We start from the raw sequence: 17,901 nt of genomic DNA, 5'->3' as shown, positions 1-17,901 counted from the left end.
TCCCTGTGCTAGAATAGACACAATATGTCTAGAGATCAGAAAACAAAACAGATAATACAAGGAATGTATGTTCAAAAATAAATTCATCCTTGCAACAGTCTTATTTCATCTATTTTTCACGAGTCTTCCTGCCACCTTTGCTGCCGAGACAGAGCCCGACAAGACCGCAACCTCAATCGCCACTCCCCTTCCATCGATTGCTCAAATAGCCCTCACTGAGCAAGAGAAACTCTGGATTAAGGAACATCCTACAATCACAGTTTCCAACGAGTTTGACTGGCCTCCATTTGATTTTGCTCTTTCTGGCAAGCCCTATGGCTTCGGCATAGATTTAATGAATCTACTCTCAGAAACTTCAGGGATTCAATTTGAGTACATTAACGGCTATACCTGGGACCAACTGGTGAACAAATACCAAAGGGGAGAAATTGATCTTCTACACTGTTTATCAATTACTCCTGAAAGAGAGAAGACCTCACATTTTTCTCCCCCTTTTTATCATAGTAAAAACGTTCTGATATTGCGAAATGACAGCCCACTTACTCATAACCTAAACGATCTTGAGGGAAAGATTATTGCGCTACCTAGGGGCTGGTCATCCATTGAATTTTTCAAGAAATACTATCCAGGCATCCATATTGTTGAAGTTGCCAGCTCCAGGCAAGCCCTCGAATATGTTGATCAGGGAAAGGTCTATGCTACAGTCGAACAAAAGGAAATAGCTCAATACTTCATGAGTAAATTTGGATTTTATGATTTAAAACTATCCGAGTGGATTGAAGATGTTGAACTGCAAAAAACATCATCCATGCACTTTGCGGTTTTAAAAACTAATCCCATTCTGTTTCAAATCCTTGCAAAAGCGCACAATAGTATCCCGCCCCAAACCCTGGAATCATTAAAACTGAAATGGTTCAGCCGGGATGGCAGAGCAGTTGGTAAAGCGGATGTAGGGCTTACTCCTGATGAAAAGATTTTTCTGAGTGAACATTATTCAATCAACTATTGCATCACCCCTGAAGCCATGCCTTTTGCCGACATAAAAAACAGTCAGGTTTCGGGCATGGCAACTGATATGTTTGATTTATTTTCAGAAAAGCTGAACATATCATTTAATCTTGTTCCCACCACCACCTGGCAAGAATCCCAGGAAAAATTTAAGAAAGGGGAATGTGACATAATTCCCATGATTACAATGAACGAGCAACTTGATAGACAAACCAATGTTACAAGTCCAATACTCAAGTTTCAGACAGCTATTATAACCAGGGAGGAAGAAGGTTTTATCGCGGGACTCCAGCATTTTGTTGGCAAAAAACTTGCAGTAGTACAATATGATCTCAATGAGAACAATATCTCATCGCTCTACCCGCATATTTCAGTGTTACCTTACGACAATGCCCAGGAATGTCTGTTACACGTTTCAAACAAAACCAGTGACGGAGCACTCCTCGCACTGCCTGTTGCAGCTCATTATATCCGTCACCTGGGCCTTACCAACCTGAAGATTGCTGGATATTCTGGTTCTGAGGGCACAATACGAATACGGAGCCAAAAAGACAGGCCCTACCTCAACTCAATAATGAGTAAACTTATCCGTTCAATCCCCCAAGACGATATTGACTCCGTGTATCAAAAATGGATGTCTATCCGCTTTGACACAAAATTTGACTACACTGCCCTTTGGAAGTTTTTCTCTATATTTTCAATCATTGTTCTACTTATTCTCCTCTGGAACAGACAACTCTTTCACCTTAATAAGAAGATTGCTGAAGCAAACAAGAAACTACAAGAACAGAGCAAGGAGTTACAAAGGATCTCAATTACAGATGTACTGACCGGGCTATACAACCGACGATACTCCGATATCAAACTAGAGGAAGAAATCCGCAGAGCAACCAGATACAAGGGTAATTTGTCACTCATAATAGGTGATCTTGATTTCTTTAAAGAGGTTAATGACACCTGGGGACATCAGATCGGTGATACTGTACTACAAGCATTTGCAACAATACTTACTGAAAAAACGAGAGACTCAGATGTCGTCAGTCGTTGGGGTGGAGAAGAGTTTCTTATTATATGCCCGGAAACTGATATCCAGGGAGCGCTGGCAGAGGCAGAAAATTTAAGGCAGGCATTTTCTAAAATATCATTTAAAGATGTGGGAAAACGAACAGCCAGTTTTGGGGTTGCATGCTATTTCCCTGGAGAGAGCAAAAGCAGTTTTATTCAACGGGCAGATGAGGCCCTTTACAGGGCAAAAAACAATGGCAGAAACAGGGTCGAATCAGCGAAATAAAACTCCTGGGAGTCGAAAGAATACTATCAACACTAAATGCAAAGAGTTTACTTCGCTGCCCTCTTCTCTTCGTTGCTACATGACACTGCGCCCCTTGCTGGACAAGCAAGGGGCATTATTCCATAAAGAATCGTCGCCTTTTATAGATTAAACTTTTCAATCAAGACTTTTAAGCTCTGGGAAAGGGCGCGCAACTCCTCCGCATTTTTTTGCACTTCGCCAGTATCAGAAGAAATAATACTCACGGCCTGGTGAACTTCAGAAATATCTTCAGAAATCTGTTGAGAAACAGAAGAACTCTGGGCAACATTCTCTGAGACCTCACCTATCCCCTCTCCTGCCTGGACAATATTAGTTGTAAGTTCTGTCATTGTTTCACTCTGCTCATCGAGAGAAACAGCAATGGTAGAGACAATGGAGTCAATTTCCGTAATGATTGAAGAAATCTTCTTAATTCCTGTGACCGTGACATCAGTGGATGACTGAATACTCTCGATTCGTTGTTTAATTTCACCGGTCGCCTCTGCAGTCTGCTTGGCCAGGTCTTTAATTTCATTGGCCACAACAGCAAACCCCTTTCCTGCCTCCCCTGCTCTTGCAGCCTCAATGGTGGCATTGAGGGCAAGAAGATTTGTCTGACCGGAAATATCTGTAATTGTCTCTGTTACCTTACCAATATCCTGTGCGGCACTTCCAAGAGCATCAACTTTCTCGGTTATATCTGATGCCTGCATGACTGCATCTCCAGTAATGCCCTTGGCATTCATAGTCGCCTGCTGAATTTCACCAACAGTGGCACTGATCTCCTCTGTTGCCGTGGTCATCACATTGACATTGGCCGTCGCCTCTTCTGTGGCAGCTGCAACTGATGTCATATTCGAACTCATCTCCTCTGACGCAGCTGCGACCCCCTCTGCCCTTAATGCTGACTCGGTTGATCCTGTATCAATTTTTGCAGATATTCGTGTCAAACTTTCAGAAGAAGAATTGAGGTTAACACTGTTCGTGTTAATATCCTTGACCAGGGTTCGGACGTTGCCGATAAATGAGTGCATATATGCACTTAATTCAGAGAACTCATCCGTTACAGCCGTTCGGAATACGGCCTTACACTCAGAGCAGGATTTAAACTCCCCGGATAAGATTTTTGGACATTGAATATTGGTTGCAGCAGAGCCGGCTTCTTCCCAACAGAGACCTTTTTTCCCATACATCGAACAATCTTTTTTCCCACAACCCAACATTTCAGAACAGTTAACCTCGGAAATGTTGCTCAGATCAACTTCCTGAGATAAGTCTCCAGTACTTGCCTGCTCCAAAATTGTGGTAAATTCCTTGATGGGTTTGTCGATGAGTTTAACAAAGAGAAAATAGACAAATGTCTGGATAAGGATGAGCGCGACTAAACCGGCAATTATAGAGTTAAAAGCCGTTTTTCTGGCTGCAGATAAAATACCCTCAATATCTTTTGGAATAGCTATGAGACCTACACTTTCACCGGAATAATCTTGAAGAGAGACATAGGCTGTCATGAATTCCCTTCCATCAATAACACTTCGTACCGTTACTATCTCATCGGCTCCCATAACATCTTTAAAAAGGGGATAATTCTCTTTCTTGAGCTTAAGATCATGGGTTTTTGCCTGATACTTAAACCCCTGTTCATCGGGAATAATCAGTGATAAATCAAAACCCAGGGATGCCTTTATGCCGTTAAAAAACTTATCGTTAAGCGGGGCGCCAAATTCAACAGATCCTGCATGCTTTTCACCCAGATATTTTACAGGAACAACAGCTCGAACAGACAATCCTGCATTGCCAACTTCAAGCCCCACTGCTGGCATAATATTAGTATTCACTGCAAGGACTGTTTTTCTAAAGGAGGAGAGATCATCACCAAATTTTGCAGGTTTCTGTAGTCTAAGAAAGGACGTTGCCGGTGGTAGATGAAAATGAAATACATTGAGATCAATGATCTCTTTTAACCCTGTAAACAACGGAGCTGTAATACTGAGTAGATCTTCCCTGGATTGAAACTGTAAATTGTCCTGAACACTCGGCATTTCTGACACTGTTCTTGCGATAAGTTGCAATTGCTCTGCTTTACCTTCAGTCACTTCATGGCGCACCTGACCCAGAATAACTGTTACTTCTTCTTTAAATCCATTCACTGCATTATCAACCGATTTCTTATACGAGAAAAAAACCGGAACAGCTATCATGACTGTAATTAAAACACCAAGAATCAGAAGTAGCTTCGTTTTGACCTTTTTCGGCAATATTTTTTGAAACAGTGACGACATCTCTATCTCCTTAATAGAAAAACCTGTTATGAAATTAGGACTCTGAGAAATGCTATCACATAACTTGAGGGGATAAAAATAATTATGGTTTTTTTTTGAACATATGGCCAAATGAGGTGTTTTGTTAGAAATTAATTTGACTTTACAATTCGAATCACCACACAATACCTATCCCATAAAAAGAGCCTTCTTCCTAACATTTTTTTATTTTAAAAAGTAATTAACCCTATATAAAACATGCTATTAAATGGATAAGGACAATTAATAGGAACCAAACACAGGCGGGTAATGCAATAAACTGTGCGACAAGGTAGGAGTATCTTTTTAATTATTCAACTTAAGTGATTATTTAAATAGAATTTTAAACAGATCTGAAGCAACAATGAACTGGCTTGGAATCCGAAAACATTCAGCACCCGCTCCATCTCTCAAACCGAAAGAGGGAAAAGTGGCGTTATCACAGCGGTACAGGGAGGGGCTTCGAATGAAGATACCGTGAATATGTGACCTCAAATATAATGACAGTTTATCATACACTCAAAAACGAGGTGGATATCAAGTACATTACATCAAGAACAAAGCGGCCGGGAACATCTCGCCCGGATTTTTTAATGGATCAATGAAAAATCCGGGAATTAACAAACCTGGGGCCACAACCTACTGGTTTTTCTCTACAATATAGTCAGAAAGGGTTTTAAGGGACTGTAAAACTTCCCTGCTTGTGTTTTCAGAATCCATTCGTACACCATATTCCTGCTGTACTGTAACCGCAATTTCAAGGGCATCCAGAGAATCCAGCCCCAGAGTCGACGTCGGCCCCAAGAGTGGTTCGGTGCTCACAAATGCATCCATCTCCACATCATCTAAGTTGCATGTTTTACAAATTAATTCCAACAGCTCTCGTTCTATAGGTTCCATAAAAAATAGTATATGTTCAGCTTGATTGTAATTACTGTGCAACTATCTTCGAGCTCGGACTAATATCCAGGCAAGAAAAGTTGTCAGTAGGAAAAACAGAATTAGCCTGCCAAGATCACCCCAAATAGCAGTAATAGAGGCCCCCCGCACCAGAATATCAAGAAAGGCGGTAAGTCCCCAATTAAGAGGCGATACTACTGCCACTTGTTGCATTACCTGTGGCATTGCATAAACCGGAACCATCACTCCTCCAAGGGCCGCGGCAGTAACAACAGCCGTATATCCAAGGGTGGAGGCCTGCTCATACGTGCTACATACCATGCCGAGCAAAACACCAAAGCCACAGGATGCAAGACTTACCAGCAGAACGATAAGAAACACAGCACCAGGGTTCAGTGCAATACTGAAGGCTGGTAGCCCAATATGCGGAAACAAAAATGTACCGATAAGAGCAACAAGCAGGAATTGACACAAGCAGACACAGGCAAAGGCCACCACCTTACCTAAGAATAAAACAAGAGGTGAAATCGGCAGAGAAGCCAGACGAACCCAGATACCGGACTTTCGTTCCTGCAATATCACCCCAGCGAGAGGAATAGCTGTAAAAAACATGCCAAAAAGTGCCCATGCAGGAACATTTTGCTGGACCGGATTATATGCAGGTACATCTGTATCAGCAAGACCTTCACGATTGGCATCCAGTTTAAACAGAGGTTGAACGATTATCTCCGAGATCCCTGGGGCCGATAACGAATCTTGTGGAATACCCAGTTGGTCCATGATTATACTCAGTTCCTTTTCTAAGATACCGATCTTAGACTCCATACCAATAGCTTCCAGAGCCATCTGCAACTGAGCACTGAGCCCGGAACGGAGGCCCGGCATAATCCCCGGATCAAAAAAGACATCGATAGAAAGACGAGCCGTTGACTCCTCTTTTAATTCCTGACTACTCTTTTGAAAAAGCTGGAGAGTAGTCTTATCCATGTTAACAGAGGAGCCTTTGGGGATGACAAGACCAACCTGATACTTCCCACCCGCGATTGCGGTCTCTACATCAGCTGGTTGTTTTAATTGACTATCCCAGGCAACTATCTCAATATATTCTTTTTCGAGCCTTTGGCTGAGTGATTGGCCAATGGTCCCTCCGTCCAGGTCAAGAAGCAGAAGTTGGGTATTCTTTTGCCCGGTGAGCTCCATAACATTTTCCTGGACAAGAGTAATCACAACAACCAGGAGAGCTGGCATGAGAAAAAGCACAAGCAGGCCTGCTCGATCACGCTTAAGTAATGTAAGTTCTTTGCCTGCTGCTGTTATTATCTTAAACATATTAATTCTTTACATCATAATAATTCGAAAAAACTCATTAGGTATCGCGAAGCTGCTTTCCTGTCAGGCGTAAAAAAAGTTCTTCCAAATTACGACATCCGCTTTTTTCAAGGAGGGCCTCTGGTGTACCCTGCTCGATAATTTTACCAGCATCGATAATGCCTATGCGACTACAGAGTTCCTGAGCATCTTCCATATAGTGTGTCGTAAAGAGAATTGTCGTTCCCTTCAGGTTCAGTTCCTTTAGCTGTTTATGAATGAGGTGCCTGGATTGTGTATCAATCCCAACAGTCGGTTCATCGAGAAAAAGGATCCTGGGAAGATGTATAAGACCTGTTGCGAGGTTGAGGCGGCGTTTCATTCCTCCGGAAAACGTCAATACCTTGCGTGTTGCCTGCTCAGTCAGTTGCGCAAATTCAAGACATTCATCCACCCTATTCCGTAACGTATTCCCGGCCAGGCCGTATAACCGTCCAAAGAAAAGGAGGTTTTCCCGGGCGGTCAATTGATCATACAGGGCAATATCCTGAGGAACCAAACCAAGTATTTTCCGAATTGCATGCAAACTCTTGCTACAATCCAGCCCCATAAGGGAAACAGTGCCACTGTCTGGTGACAGAAAACCGCTAAAAACTGAAACAGCTGTGGTTTTTCCCGCTCCATTTGCTCCGAGCAGGCCAAAAAATTCACCCTTTCCAACCCGAAGACTAAAATCATCCAAGGCCGGGCTCACACTATTTTTATAGCGCTTCACAAGGGAGATGGCCACAAGTGCATCACCTTTGTCTTGCAGATGTAGAGAGGGATTACTGTCATTCATACTTGTCGTTTTTGCCACTGTTGCAGCTGGAGGAAAAATTTTTCTTCCAATACTGAACACTCACGAACCTGTTCAGCTAAGGCCGTATAATTATCACCATCCTGGACACGTTTTTTACAAATGCGGGCGGCCATAACAGCAAATTTCCGCCAGCTATCGCCGGCTGCAGTAAGCACTGCTGCGTACTCGACCAAAGAAGAGTCCTGCAATATTTCGGCGCTTTCCTGAAGAAACGCAGCGTACATAAAACGAAAGCCGCCACCACCTGTGCCAATCTCTTCCTGCATGCGAACAACGTGACCAAGGTGCAGATCTGCACGTTCTTTTCCCAGTCGATCCGGCCATTTTTCGAGTCGACCGGCCATAAACCGTATGCCCTTAATACCAATTAAAGGAAAAGGACTACCCAACATACTCTTGCAAACGGACCCAATTCCTTCAATGATCTGCGACCTATGATCAATCTGCTCAGGAACCCGGGTCAGATAATACATTTTTCCTTTAGGAGCCAGTGCTCCAGAGGCAAATCTTGCTCGAACTAAATCTTCAGCAGGACAGCGAACGGTACCAGGAAATACAGGATCACTTATAAGATAATCATCCCCATCTTTTCCATATACGACGAGGTTATGGGCATTAAAGTGAAAGCGCAACGCCTTTGGGAAATAGGGCAGCCAATAGACTCCAGTCTGCAGACCAACAGGAATCGATTGTTCAAGGGCTTCATCCAGTTCAGCCATCGCCTGGCCCTTGTCCCTGAACTTTTTCTGGTACATCGTGACACCCGGAATTTTTCCGATTGTCTTTAAAATATGCCCGGCAGCAGAACGGTAGGTAACAAGTGGCAGACCATTAATCCTGATAAAGGGAAGATAACCAAAGAAAAGGCCTCCACCAATACCAAAAGCCATTGCTTCTGAAAGACCAATACCCTTATGGGTGAGCAGATTAGAGGCAACACCACTCTCACAATGGGCTGACTGCTGATGTGAAAAATCAGTCAAATGAACTCTCCTGATACTCGCTTTGATTATAAACTGGTGGCTTGAGCGCACCCTTGATCAGATCGTCCACTGAGACATTGAATACTTCGGCATACTTTCGTAGAGTGGTTGAGCCTAACCTGCTAAAACAAAAAGGGATCAAATGAAGGCGGACCAACCAACGTGACTGTTTGGTATAACTGGCAAGAAGGCCGGCATCCATCTGATTTGCAGTCATGTAATAGTGCAGACAACTCACCCGTCCCGCTGCAACCTTCTCTTTTGACGCCTCAATATGTTTGTCGATCTCCTGCCAGGCCTGATCATTGACAACATCCACAGGAGACCACATAGAACCCTGAACAAGCTCATGGTTCCCACTATTATTGGCAACATAGCTGACAATTTTTACGCCGCCAGTTACACTGCTCTCTGAATTTTGCTTGGGTTCATCCATACGTTCTTAAAAGGTCACCCCTATCAATATTTTTGCTGAATTGAGTGGATCATTAGGCTCTTTAGTTCCAGCATTGGAAATATGATGATATCGCACTTCAAAGAGCAGTTTATGCAGCTCGTCCAGGGAATGCTTAAGGCCTATCCCAAATTGGTAATTTCCATTGAGTTCGGCACCCATTTCCGGGATATCTGCAAAGCTGTAAACAGGTCCACCGCCACCAAACAGATATGGCTGCCACACCTGATCAGCTGTAAATGTATACGCTGCCAGAAAATTAGCACCAACCATACTTGAGACATCTGGACTGGTAGTTATGGAGAGTGGAAGTTCCAGTAATAAAGAGTGATAGCCCCGGTACCAGCTCGACCCGATGTTATCGATAAGATGGTGATTATAACGTGGAATAAGATCTACGGTTTCAACTCGTTGGCTTGTCTCTCCCCAGCCGGGAATACTCTGACCATAGCCACCAATCACAGCCCAATTATCTTGTGCTGTTTCAAGTCCCACTACATCAGCACAACGGGCTTCAAAAGAAGAAAAGCTGAGAATAATACCAAGAACAAACAGACCAGCAATAGTGCGGCAACCTATATTTTGATATATTGTAGCTGGAGTACTTTTATGATTAAATTCTATCTGTAGTGCCATATTTCTAAGCTCGCTAAACGGGAAAGACATCTTGTTGGCTAGAGGTCCTGCTATGAAAAAACATCTCTAGTTTTCCTTAAATATGTAACAATTATTTTGGAATAAGATGCTACGATGCGTACCCACTCACCCCCCGTCAGTGGAAACACTTTTATACTGAAAAGAGCTCTGATTTGCAAGCATATAGCGGATTTGCTATACAACCATCATTACTGGACGCTCAATTAAAGCCTCCAGTGGAGCAATAGAATATTTCTTTTTCAATGCGGTAAAAAGACAATCTAATTCTTTTTCCCAGTGATCCTCTAATGTTCTCTCATATGGTGGAAGATCATGGAGCATTATTATTGCTCCAGGTTCAATTCGACTCAGGATTTTTCGGGCAAGGTCCTGAATATTTCGGTTCCCCCTGTCAAGGGCACGGCAACTAAAATTTACCGTTATCAGCCCTTCTTCTGTCAATACTCTAGCCAAACGCGACCCGGTGATACCCACAGGTGGCCTGAAAAGAAGTGGTTTCACACCGAATTGTCGAAATAACTCCTGACTTTGATGGATCTCCTGCTCTATTTTCTTTTGACTCCGTAACATCAGAAAATAGTCATGGCTCCAGGAGTGATTGCCTATGGTATGACCATGATCAAGAATAGTCTTGATCAGTTCAGGATATTGAGCCGCTTTTTCACCTATCACGAAAAATGTAGCATGGAGGTTGTGACGAGCAAGTAATGTAAGTAAGACGGGGGTGGAGAGCGGTGATGGACCATCATCAAAAGTTAAAGCGATTTCTTTAACTCCTGCACTCCCTCGGCTGATTATTGGCAGATAAAAACTCATACCAGGGAAAAAAGGTGCCACGAATGAAAAGACAAGAAAAACTATAAGAGGCAGCACTGCGAGTAAAGGCGCGACAAAAGAGAACAGCACAGCCAATAAAAATGCAGCAGTTCCAATTTTCTCCCCAAGAGTAAAAGGTGTCTTACGCATATTACCCCACACGAGTTGCCTCTTTACCCACCCGGCTGACCATCCAGACTAATTCTGAATTAGAAGTTGAAACTTCGTTTAGGATGACTTCAAACCCTGCTTTTTCAATGAACTCTGCTATTGTATCAGCAGAACGATAATAGACAGCCCCACCGGATAGCTTTATTCGTTTATCCTCCAAATGCCAGGACCATGATGGTTTATCAGACGGTGGAAGTACAAACCTTGTAACCAAAACGCCGCCCTCGCCAAGAGCCTGAAAACTTTTTTCAAATACATCAGCCACCGTCTCATCGTCGAGATAGTGTATCATATCAAGAAGTAGTACAGCATCAGCAGCGCCTGGAACCTCCGGCATTTCAGGGGCCCAGCCAACGGTGGCCCCACCCCGCTCGCCAATGGCAAGTCCAGCCACCCTTACCCTTTCGGGATTAGGGTCGATGCCGTACACCTTTGACTCAGGGTATTGTTCGAGGCACCAACAGGCCGGAACACCATAACCGCAACCGATATCAATAATAGTTGAATTTTTACCAACACCCTTCAGCATGCGATGCAGATCACTAAACATCGGGTCATACTGTATCTTAAAACGTGCAAACATCCGTGGATACGGTTCCATCGCTCGAAAACGATTACGAGTCCGCTCTATAGTGCTTTTCTTATCTTTCCGGTCTGCTCTGTTATTTTCACGGGCTATATAGTTATTTAACAGCGGGGGAAGTAACAAAAATGTTCCAAGCAGAGAATACCCAATGCCCAGTAAAGAAGTGATACCTATGCTTCGTAATAAAGAATGTTCTGCAACAGCAAGCACTCCAAAGCCAATCAGAGTGGAAGCGCCTGCCATAAAAATGGCAACACGCACAAGGACATAGGAAGGGTGATTAATATCACGATAACGTTGATGGGCGCGCACACAAAAGATTGAGTAGTCAACACCCATCCCAAGTATTACAACAGAGAGCATAAGTGCGGGGATATCGAGGGGATGACCAATTAGTTTCAGGGTTCCCAAGGTGCAGATATAGGCAAAAAAAGGCGGAAGCAATGTCAAAAGGGTCAGCTGAATATTGAGGTAGAAACAAAATGTGAGTACCACAACGCTTGCCGCAATGATCAGCAGCATGGAGGTAAAGGTAGAAAATAGAATATCAGCAAGTCTTTTTGTGAAATAATCTGCATCAAAAATTTTATCTTCATCACCATACCGACTATAAAAACCTGATCCATCGTAATTTTTACCGGGCTGAACGGTAATAAACTGGATCAGACCAGACTCTTTTTCTGAGATTCCAAGTAAGCTCCGGAAAGCCAGCGGAATTTCCCAACTCTTAGCACTATAAGAAGGACCCAGCAGAGAGAAAAACTCTGTAAATGCCTCAGGTGTGAATCCTCGTTCTGCCCCTGCTCTCACCAGTTCTGCTTGTAGTTTTTCTCCTCTACCACTACCCCAGAAATCTTTCCAGGCGGCTACATTTTCATTGGCTCTAACTTGGCCGGGAAAGATCATTGATGGCACAAAAGCCGCAGACAAGACCTCCCTGTCGATATCTTGCTCGATTTTTTCTAAAATCTGGTCATTAGCTATCTGAATACCTGCTATGGTCTCTGCAGAGTTCATCAAGAAAACACGGTTACCAATATTGCCCCACACCTTGGTGAACAGGTCATCGGCTGCAAGAGTTTCCTCACTCACCGTATTCATACTACTGAGACTTACTTCAAACTCTGGTTTTGCAAAAAAGAGCAGCCCAACGGCCAGCATGGCAGCAGCATAAGCACCAGGCTTACCGGTGCTGTACAGACGATTGACCACACCACGAAGCGGTAGTGTGCGGCTACTGCCAGGAGGCATGACAGGAAAGATCTTTGGGAAAATCGAATGAACAAAGAGAAAGGCAAAGAGAATACCAAGTGCGGTAAACTGACCCAGTTCTGTGAAAATGAGAAACCCACTTGTACTCAAAATCAAAAAAGCGCCAATTGAGGTAACAACCGCCATAACACCGATGGCATATACCTCGTGGGAAGCCTCCTTTCCTAAGGTCTTGCGATCACGATCCAAAAAGAGCAGATAGGTAATTCCATGATCCACGGTGATGGAAATTATCGCCCCACCAAAGCCCAACACCATAATGGAAATAGATGGGTGAAAAAGAGAGTAGACAAAGAGAGCAGTCCCTGTTCCGGCAAGGGCTGGCACCAGCGATAACAACCCAAGCAGTGGTCTTGGAAAGGCAAAAAGGAGGAGCAGGCCAATGGCTACAGTTGCAAGAATAAGAGCGAGCTGGACATCATGCCGAATTATATTCTCGTTATCAAGAGCAGCGCGGTACGCCCCCACCGGAGTAAAGGTAACTTTGTGGCCTGAAGAACTATATTTTTCGGTAAGTGTATTAAAGCTCGTAGCTAGAAGCTCAGAGATGTTGCGTGCAGACCCGGTATCGGTGCCTGTTGCCAGAGGTCTTGCAACCACCAATAGATGACGACTGTCGGCAGAGAGAAGACGACCCTGGTAAAATTTGGAATTCAGCGATGGTGCCAGCGGCGCCATTTTGGCAAGGACCAGATCTTTTAAGCCAAGGGGATCCAGGTTGATAAACTCAGCCTGTCCTATTCCTTCCATACTGCTCAAATCCTGGTACAGTTTCTCAAGACGATTTTGAATCATCTGCCCGTCCAAGAGTGGCTCGGCATGTTGTTCTAATTCATCTTTTGAAAACAGCATTGGCAAATTGCGCGCTGCATGGAAGGCCAATTGTGGAATCAGCTCACCGATTTCCTCAGTACCAACCTGGGCAAATAGTCCACTCTCCTCCAATTCTTTTTCTAGCATTCCCCCTATTTCGACCAAGGTATCTGGATCTTCACCATCAAGGGAAATATCCACAGCAATTTGATCGTGCACAGGATGATGCTCAAAAATATCCAGACCGTCAGCAATGACCTTTTCACCAGAGGGTAAAGAACGGGCCACATCGGTATCAATATCAAGGCGCATAATACCTACTGCGCCTAACACAAGAATCAGAAAAGAAACGGTTATAAGAAGTCGGTAGTTGATCATGGTTTGTATCACAAACTAAGGGTCAAAAGAGTAACAAGAGCCATTACAATACCAATCGTAACCACCCGCAAAATCGTTTTACGATTCTGATAGAATTCGTTCGCCTTTTGAATAAATGGAAGTCCACCTAACATTCTACGCATACGATCTATTATAACAGTCTGGTTATCAGAACTTGCACGACCCTGAAAAGCGCACATGGGATAGAGTGCATAGGAGGATTTACTCTGCCGCCGTATAAGTTCATCAAAAGGAGTGCCGTCCCAGGGTTGTTCGACAATGACTTTGGCAAATGGTGCGTTCAAGGCATATGCATGGGCCAGACAACGGTAGGCTATTTGGGCTAGATTCGTCTTTTCGTCCTTTCTGCTGCCATCACTTATGCAGCCGAGAAAAAATGCATCCCAATCACCACCAGAATCAAGGCTGCGACAGCCATTATCTAGTACGTTCGTATCAAAACAATCAAAGAAAACATCATCTTCAAATACAAGAATTCGGTTGGCATTATCTTTTAGTCCCATTTCCAGACAGGTCATGTGGGACAGGAAGATACCCTTTTCCTGATTAACAGGGTGTTTTTCAACAATAATAAATTCAACCCGAGACAACAGCCCCACAGCTTCAAACTGTTGTATCGCCTGCTCTTTTCTATCCGGGCGAGATTCAAGAGATATACAATAAATCCTGTCAAAAAAAGCCCAGCTATCAATTTGACTCGATTGCAATTGGTTCACGTTACTCGTCTGTATCGGTTATGCGAATTTATAATTGCTGATGGTCACAAAAACTGGTAGTCGTGGTTCTCAAATGACTCTAGCCTACATTTTTCTGAGGATTAACCAAGGCTGGAACATCGCCTGTTGTTTACTCTGCTTTTGTGGTATATTTTTGAATTTACCGGCAATACTGCGTAGTAGCCTGGATGCTTTGATCCACTTTTCTTTGTACCATGACAGAAACAATAAAAAAGAATATACTTAAAATTAGTGAGTTAGACTACGTCCGCTCTGCAATAGCAGACCAGGCCGATCTTTCTGCCTTTAAAGAAAAACCTACGGCTGTGGTTCTCCTCGGAGTTTTTGCTATTGGTTTTAGCTTTGTCCTTGGTTGGCCAGCTATTACAGCACTCGGAATTCTCGCTGTCAAACTACACAACCCTTGGATCGTCGCAGTCGGTGGCCCCTTCACCTACGGCTTATCCCACCTTGTTTTTCTCTTCGGCATGTATCTTTCCGGTGCAAAGTACTCTCTTATCTTCCTGCGCTGGCTCACTAAAGTTTCAGTGGAGAAAGCTCTTGTCTGGGCACACCGGTAAGAGAAAGTATCAAATTACTGTTGTTTGATGGCTTCATACACAGACGCAGTGAGTAGAGATAGGCTCTGAAAAACGCGCGCTATACGAGGCGTAGTGTCTTAATCGATGATTCAATAGCACGCATAGTACACCGGATCGTCGATTAAAACCTATAACGAAGTAGATCGAGCTTTTTACGAGTCCATCATTTCCTTATTGCCCCACTGACATCTCTCATGCGCAATCCTGTCACTGTTTCATACACCTGGCCATCATCGCCTGCAATAACGAGATCAAAAATCAGCTCAGTATCTGTCTGCATTACTTTTTTGACCCTCGTCTGATAATAGCACCCAGGCTGTGTCGGTCGTACAATGACCCGTTTGTCAAATCCCACTGGAAAGGGAATAAAATTCACCGATTGTTGTCCGAGAACACAGGCTGCATGGAACGCGCCATCCAGAGGAAATGGCGAACCGATAATTTCCTGGATAGGGTCGCAGGTAAGCTCTGGAGATTTCAACCGTCCCCACGCCTCATCCCCCGACAGATAAAGAATATTATGAAGGGTCTGATAGTGAGGGCCAAAGGGAACAAGTTCACTGTACAGATAATTCGCCGCAACCTCAGTCTCGGCCTTTTCCGGACGGGTAAGATCTATATTTGAAACATGCAGGTTCTGGATACGCGTAGAGGAAAACTCTATAGTACCGTGCTCTTTAATCCTACTCATTGCCTTGAAAACTGTTCGGCTGAGCAAGGTAACCTGCAGGCGATCACCAGATATCTTATCACACTCAACGAGGCTATCCACTGTGCTGCGTTCTGGGGGAATTTCCAGAAACTTTGCAAAGCGAACATTTTCCATGACCCTGATATCCACTTCCGGATGTACAGTATGGGCCTTAGCGGCAAGTAGAAGCATGCTCTCCACTGCGGGCAGAACAATACTACCTGCAAAGCAGTGATCCTTAAACCAGGGTTTCACAGGAATTGTGAGAGGAAGACGCCGGTCACTCATCAACGGGGAAATTCTTGCCAGAGGTTGATGGTCTTTTGATCAATCTCCACTGGAATACCTTTACCGTTAACAGCACAGTGCCTGGTAAAACCTGTACAACAGGTTTCACCGTTATCTGCCCTTGTGATCAGATACTCAAACTGAAGTTTGACCATCTCAAGCTTACCGGGCCGCGTATAGATATACATCAGGTCATCATAAAAGAGCGGTGAGAAATAGCTGAGCTCTGTTTTGATAATGGGATAGACATAGCCACTTTCCTCAATTTTCTTATAGGGATAGTTGGCGTTACGCATCAGCTCTGCCCTACCAAACTCAAAATATTTCAAGTAGTTGGCGTGATAAACAACCTCTGAACGATCGGTGTCAACATAGAGGGTGCGCAGTTCACATCTATGCCAGATGAGACCAGTGTTTGTGTCTTTGACAAAACAGGGTTCATCCTGAACTTCGGGTTTAAAAGGTTTTGGTCGCATTATAATCCTTTAAAGACGACGCAGCAATTCGTTCCACCAAAACCAAAAGAGTTGGAGAGTACAAATTCATGTGCATGTTTGCGAGTTGTATTGGGGACCACATCCAGATCACTAAAAGCAGGATCAGGGATATGATTAACTGTGGGCAGGACAATGCCCTGTCCCATGGCCTCTATTGCAAGAGCTGCCTCTATGGCAGCAGAGGCACCAAGAGAATGACCAACCTGGGATTTATTTGATGATACAGGTATCTTTGATACATTTTTGCCAAAGACACTCCGCAGACACTCGACTTCAGTACCATCACCTGTGGGCGTTGAAGTGCCGTGGGCATTAACCGCGCCAATATCAAGAGGGCTAATTTCGGCATCATCTATCGCATCGTGCATGGCCCGGATAATTGTCGTACTGTTGGGCCTTGTAAAATGCTCAGCGTCCGAGTTCCAGCCGATGCCTGCGACTTCTGCTTTTGCTGTCAAACCAAGTGATTCTGCTGCCTCTTCAGCGGCAAGAACTAAAACACCAGCACCCTCTGAGAGTACAAACCCTCGCCGGTCTATGCTAAACGGCCGTGAAGCCAGTCTAGGATCTTCGGCTGCACGATCTTTAGGGCTAATCTTGATGGTGGCCTGCATATTTGAAAAGCCCTGGATAATCTCAGGGACCAAACATGTATCAACACCACCGGCAAGAATAAAATCACAGTCTCCGTCCCGTATCATTTTAGCCGCAATAGCTATGGCATGATTACCCGAAGCACAAGCTCCCTGGGGGGAAAAGATAGGTCCGGTAAAGCCCAGCATCATCCCCGCCTTACCACCGGGAAGATTGGCACAGACATTGGGCAGAAGATAGGGGCTGACCTTTAGTGGCCCCTTATTAACATAGTTATCAACAGCTATACGGTAGGAGTCAGTCCCGTTTAAGGCAGAACCTATCAGACAACCTGTTCTGGGCCCTGTCTCTGCATTCATTTCAAGACCAGCATTAAGCAGTGCCCTTCTACACACTTCCATGGTGAGAAAGACAAAATCAGCGTTCCATAAAGAGGCCTCTTTACGGTTGACGTAGGAAAACGAACTTGGGTCCCAGTCAGGGATTTCACCGACAACATTACTTCGGCTTTTGGTCTCGCAACGAGTGAGCTTACGAAAACCTGCGCGGCCATCTACAGCCCCTTGCCAGGTCGAGGAAAAATCGTTGCCAAGTGGCGTTGCAGCATCATAGCCAACAACCATGACCTTTCTGTTTAGAGGTGCCTTCATAGAATTTTAGTTAAATTTGGGA

15 protein-coding genes are annotated in these 17,901 nt (G+C 44.2%); 2 read left to right on the top strand and 13 right to left on the bottom strand.

The window, feature by feature from the left end; genetic code table 11:
• Positions 1 to 67 precede the first annotated feature (67 nt).
• Positions 68 to 2,299, top strand: a complete 2,232-nt coding sequence (locus ACX6CI_RS03170) for a transporter substrate-binding domain-containing diguanylate cyclase (RefSeq protein WP_458776731.1) — start codon at positions 68 to 70, stop codon at positions 2,297 to 2,299.
• A gap of 140 nt (positions 2,300 to 2,439) precedes the next feature.
• Here the strand turns inward: ACX6CI_RS03170 and ACX6CI_RS03165 are convergent, their stop codons facing one another.
• The 10 genes from ACX6CI_RS03165 to ACX6CI_RS03120 form a co-directional block, all read right to left on the bottom strand.
• Complete coding sequence (locus tag ACX6CI_RS03165) at positions 2,440 to 4,602, bottom strand: methyl-accepting chemotaxis protein (protein WP_458776730.1); 2,163 nt, start codon at positions 4,600 to 4,602, stop codon at positions 2,440 to 2,442.
• A 657-nt stretch (positions 4,603 to 5,259) separates the two neighbouring features.
• A complete protein-coding gene (locus ACX6CI_RS03160; protein ID WP_458776729.1) occupies positions 5,260 to 5,496 on the bottom strand; it encodes a phosphopantetheine-binding protein in 237 nt (78 codons plus the stop codon).
• Between the two features lie 66 nt (positions 5,497 to 5,562).
• Positions 5,563 to 6,849 (bottom strand): ABC transporter permease, encoded by a 1,287-nt coding sequence (locus tag ACX6CI_RS03155; protein WP_458776728.1) that lies wholly within the window; start codon positions 6,847 to 6,849, stop codon positions 5,563 to 5,565.
• A 37-nt stretch (positions 6,850 to 6,886) separates the two neighbouring features.
• On the bottom strand, positions 6,887 to 7,669 hold the full coding sequence (locus ACX6CI_RS03150) for an ABC transporter ATP-binding protein (protein ID WP_458776726.1): 783 nt from the start codon (positions 7,667 to 7,669) through the stop codon (positions 6,887 to 6,889).
• A complete protein-coding gene (locus ACX6CI_RS03145) occupies positions 7,666 to 8,673 on the bottom strand; it encodes a BtrH N-terminal domain-containing protein (protein WP_458776725.1) in 1,008 nt (335 codons plus the stop codon). Before ACX6CI_RS03145 ends, ACX6CI_RS03150 begins: the two co-directional genes overlap by 4 nt.
• Entirely contained in the window at positions 8,666 to 9,109 is a 444-nt protein-coding gene (locus tag ACX6CI_RS03140; RefSeq protein ID WP_458776724.1) for a hypothetical protein, read from the bottom strand. The genes ACX6CI_RS03145 and ACX6CI_RS03140 overlap by 8 nt, the downstream gene beginning before the upstream one ends.
• A 6-nt stretch (positions 9,110 to 9,115) precedes the next feature.
• Positions 9,116 to 9,763, bottom strand: a complete 648-nt coding sequence (locus ACX6CI_RS03135; RefSeq protein WP_458776723.1) for an acyloxyacyl hydrolase — start codon at positions 9,761 to 9,763, stop codon at positions 9,116 to 9,118.
• Positions 9,764 to 9,958: 195 nt separating this feature from the next.
• Positions 9,959 to 10,750 (bottom strand): polysaccharide deacetylase family protein, encoded by a 792-nt coding sequence (locus tag ACX6CI_RS03130; protein WP_458776722.1) that lies wholly within the window; start codon positions 10,748 to 10,750, stop codon positions 9,959 to 9,961.
• 1 nt (position 10,751) lies between these two features.
• Positions 10,752 to 13,820 (bottom strand): methyltransferase domain-containing protein, encoded by a 3,069-nt coding sequence (locus ACX6CI_RS03125; protein WP_458776721.1) that lies wholly within the window; start codon positions 13,818 to 13,820, stop codon positions 10,752 to 10,754.
• An 8-nt stretch (positions 13,821 to 13,828) separates the two neighbouring features.
• The gene (locus ACX6CI_RS03120) at positions 13,829 to 14,548 is read right to left on the bottom strand and encodes a glycosyltransferase family 25 protein (RefSeq protein ID WP_458776720.1); all 720 of its coding nucleotides are present in this window, start codon (positions 14,546 to 14,548) and stop codon (positions 13,829 to 13,831) included.
• Positions 14,549 to 14,772: 224 nt separating this feature from the next.
• On the opposite strand from ACX6CI_RS03120, the gene ACX6CI_RS03115 reads away from it, so the two are divergent.
• Complete coding sequence (locus tag ACX6CI_RS03115) at positions 14,773 to 15,138, top strand: hypothetical protein (RefSeq protein WP_458776719.1); 366 nt, start codon at positions 14,773 to 14,775, stop codon at positions 15,136 to 15,138.
• Positions 15,139 to 15,322: 184 nt separating this feature from the next.
• Here the strand turns inward: ACX6CI_RS03115 and ACX6CI_RS03110 are convergent, their stop codons facing one another.
• From ACX6CI_RS03110 to ACX6CI_RS03100, 3 genes are read right to left on the bottom strand one after another with little or no spacing between them, the layout of a single operon-like run.
• Positions 15,323 to 16,138, bottom strand: coding sequence for a polyketide synthase dehydratase domain-containing protein (locus ACX6CI_RS03110; protein WP_458776718.1), 816 nt, complete (start codon positions 16,136 to 16,138; stop codon positions 15,323 to 15,325).
• Complete coding sequence (locus ACX6CI_RS03105; protein WP_458776717.1) at positions 16,138 to 16,614, bottom strand: acyl-CoA thioesterase; 477 nt, start codon at positions 16,612 to 16,614, stop codon at positions 16,138 to 16,140. The genes ACX6CI_RS03110 and ACX6CI_RS03105 overlap by 1 nt, the downstream gene beginning before the upstream one ends.
• The gene (locus ACX6CI_RS03100; protein ID WP_458776716.1) at positions 16,614 to 17,879 is read right to left on the bottom strand and encodes a beta-ketoacyl-[acyl-carrier-protein] synthase family protein; all 1,266 of its coding nucleotides are present in this window, start codon (positions 17,877 to 17,879) and stop codon (positions 16,614 to 16,616) included. Before ACX6CI_RS03100 ends, ACX6CI_RS03105 begins: the two co-directional genes overlap by 1 nt.
• Between the last annotated feature and the right edge of the window lie 22 nt (positions 17,880 to 17,901).

Source organism: Desulforhopalus glucosivorans, assembly GCF_054397165.1.
Note: the sequence above shows the minus strand (reverse complement) of the source record. Positions and strands in the feature narration are given on the sequence as shown.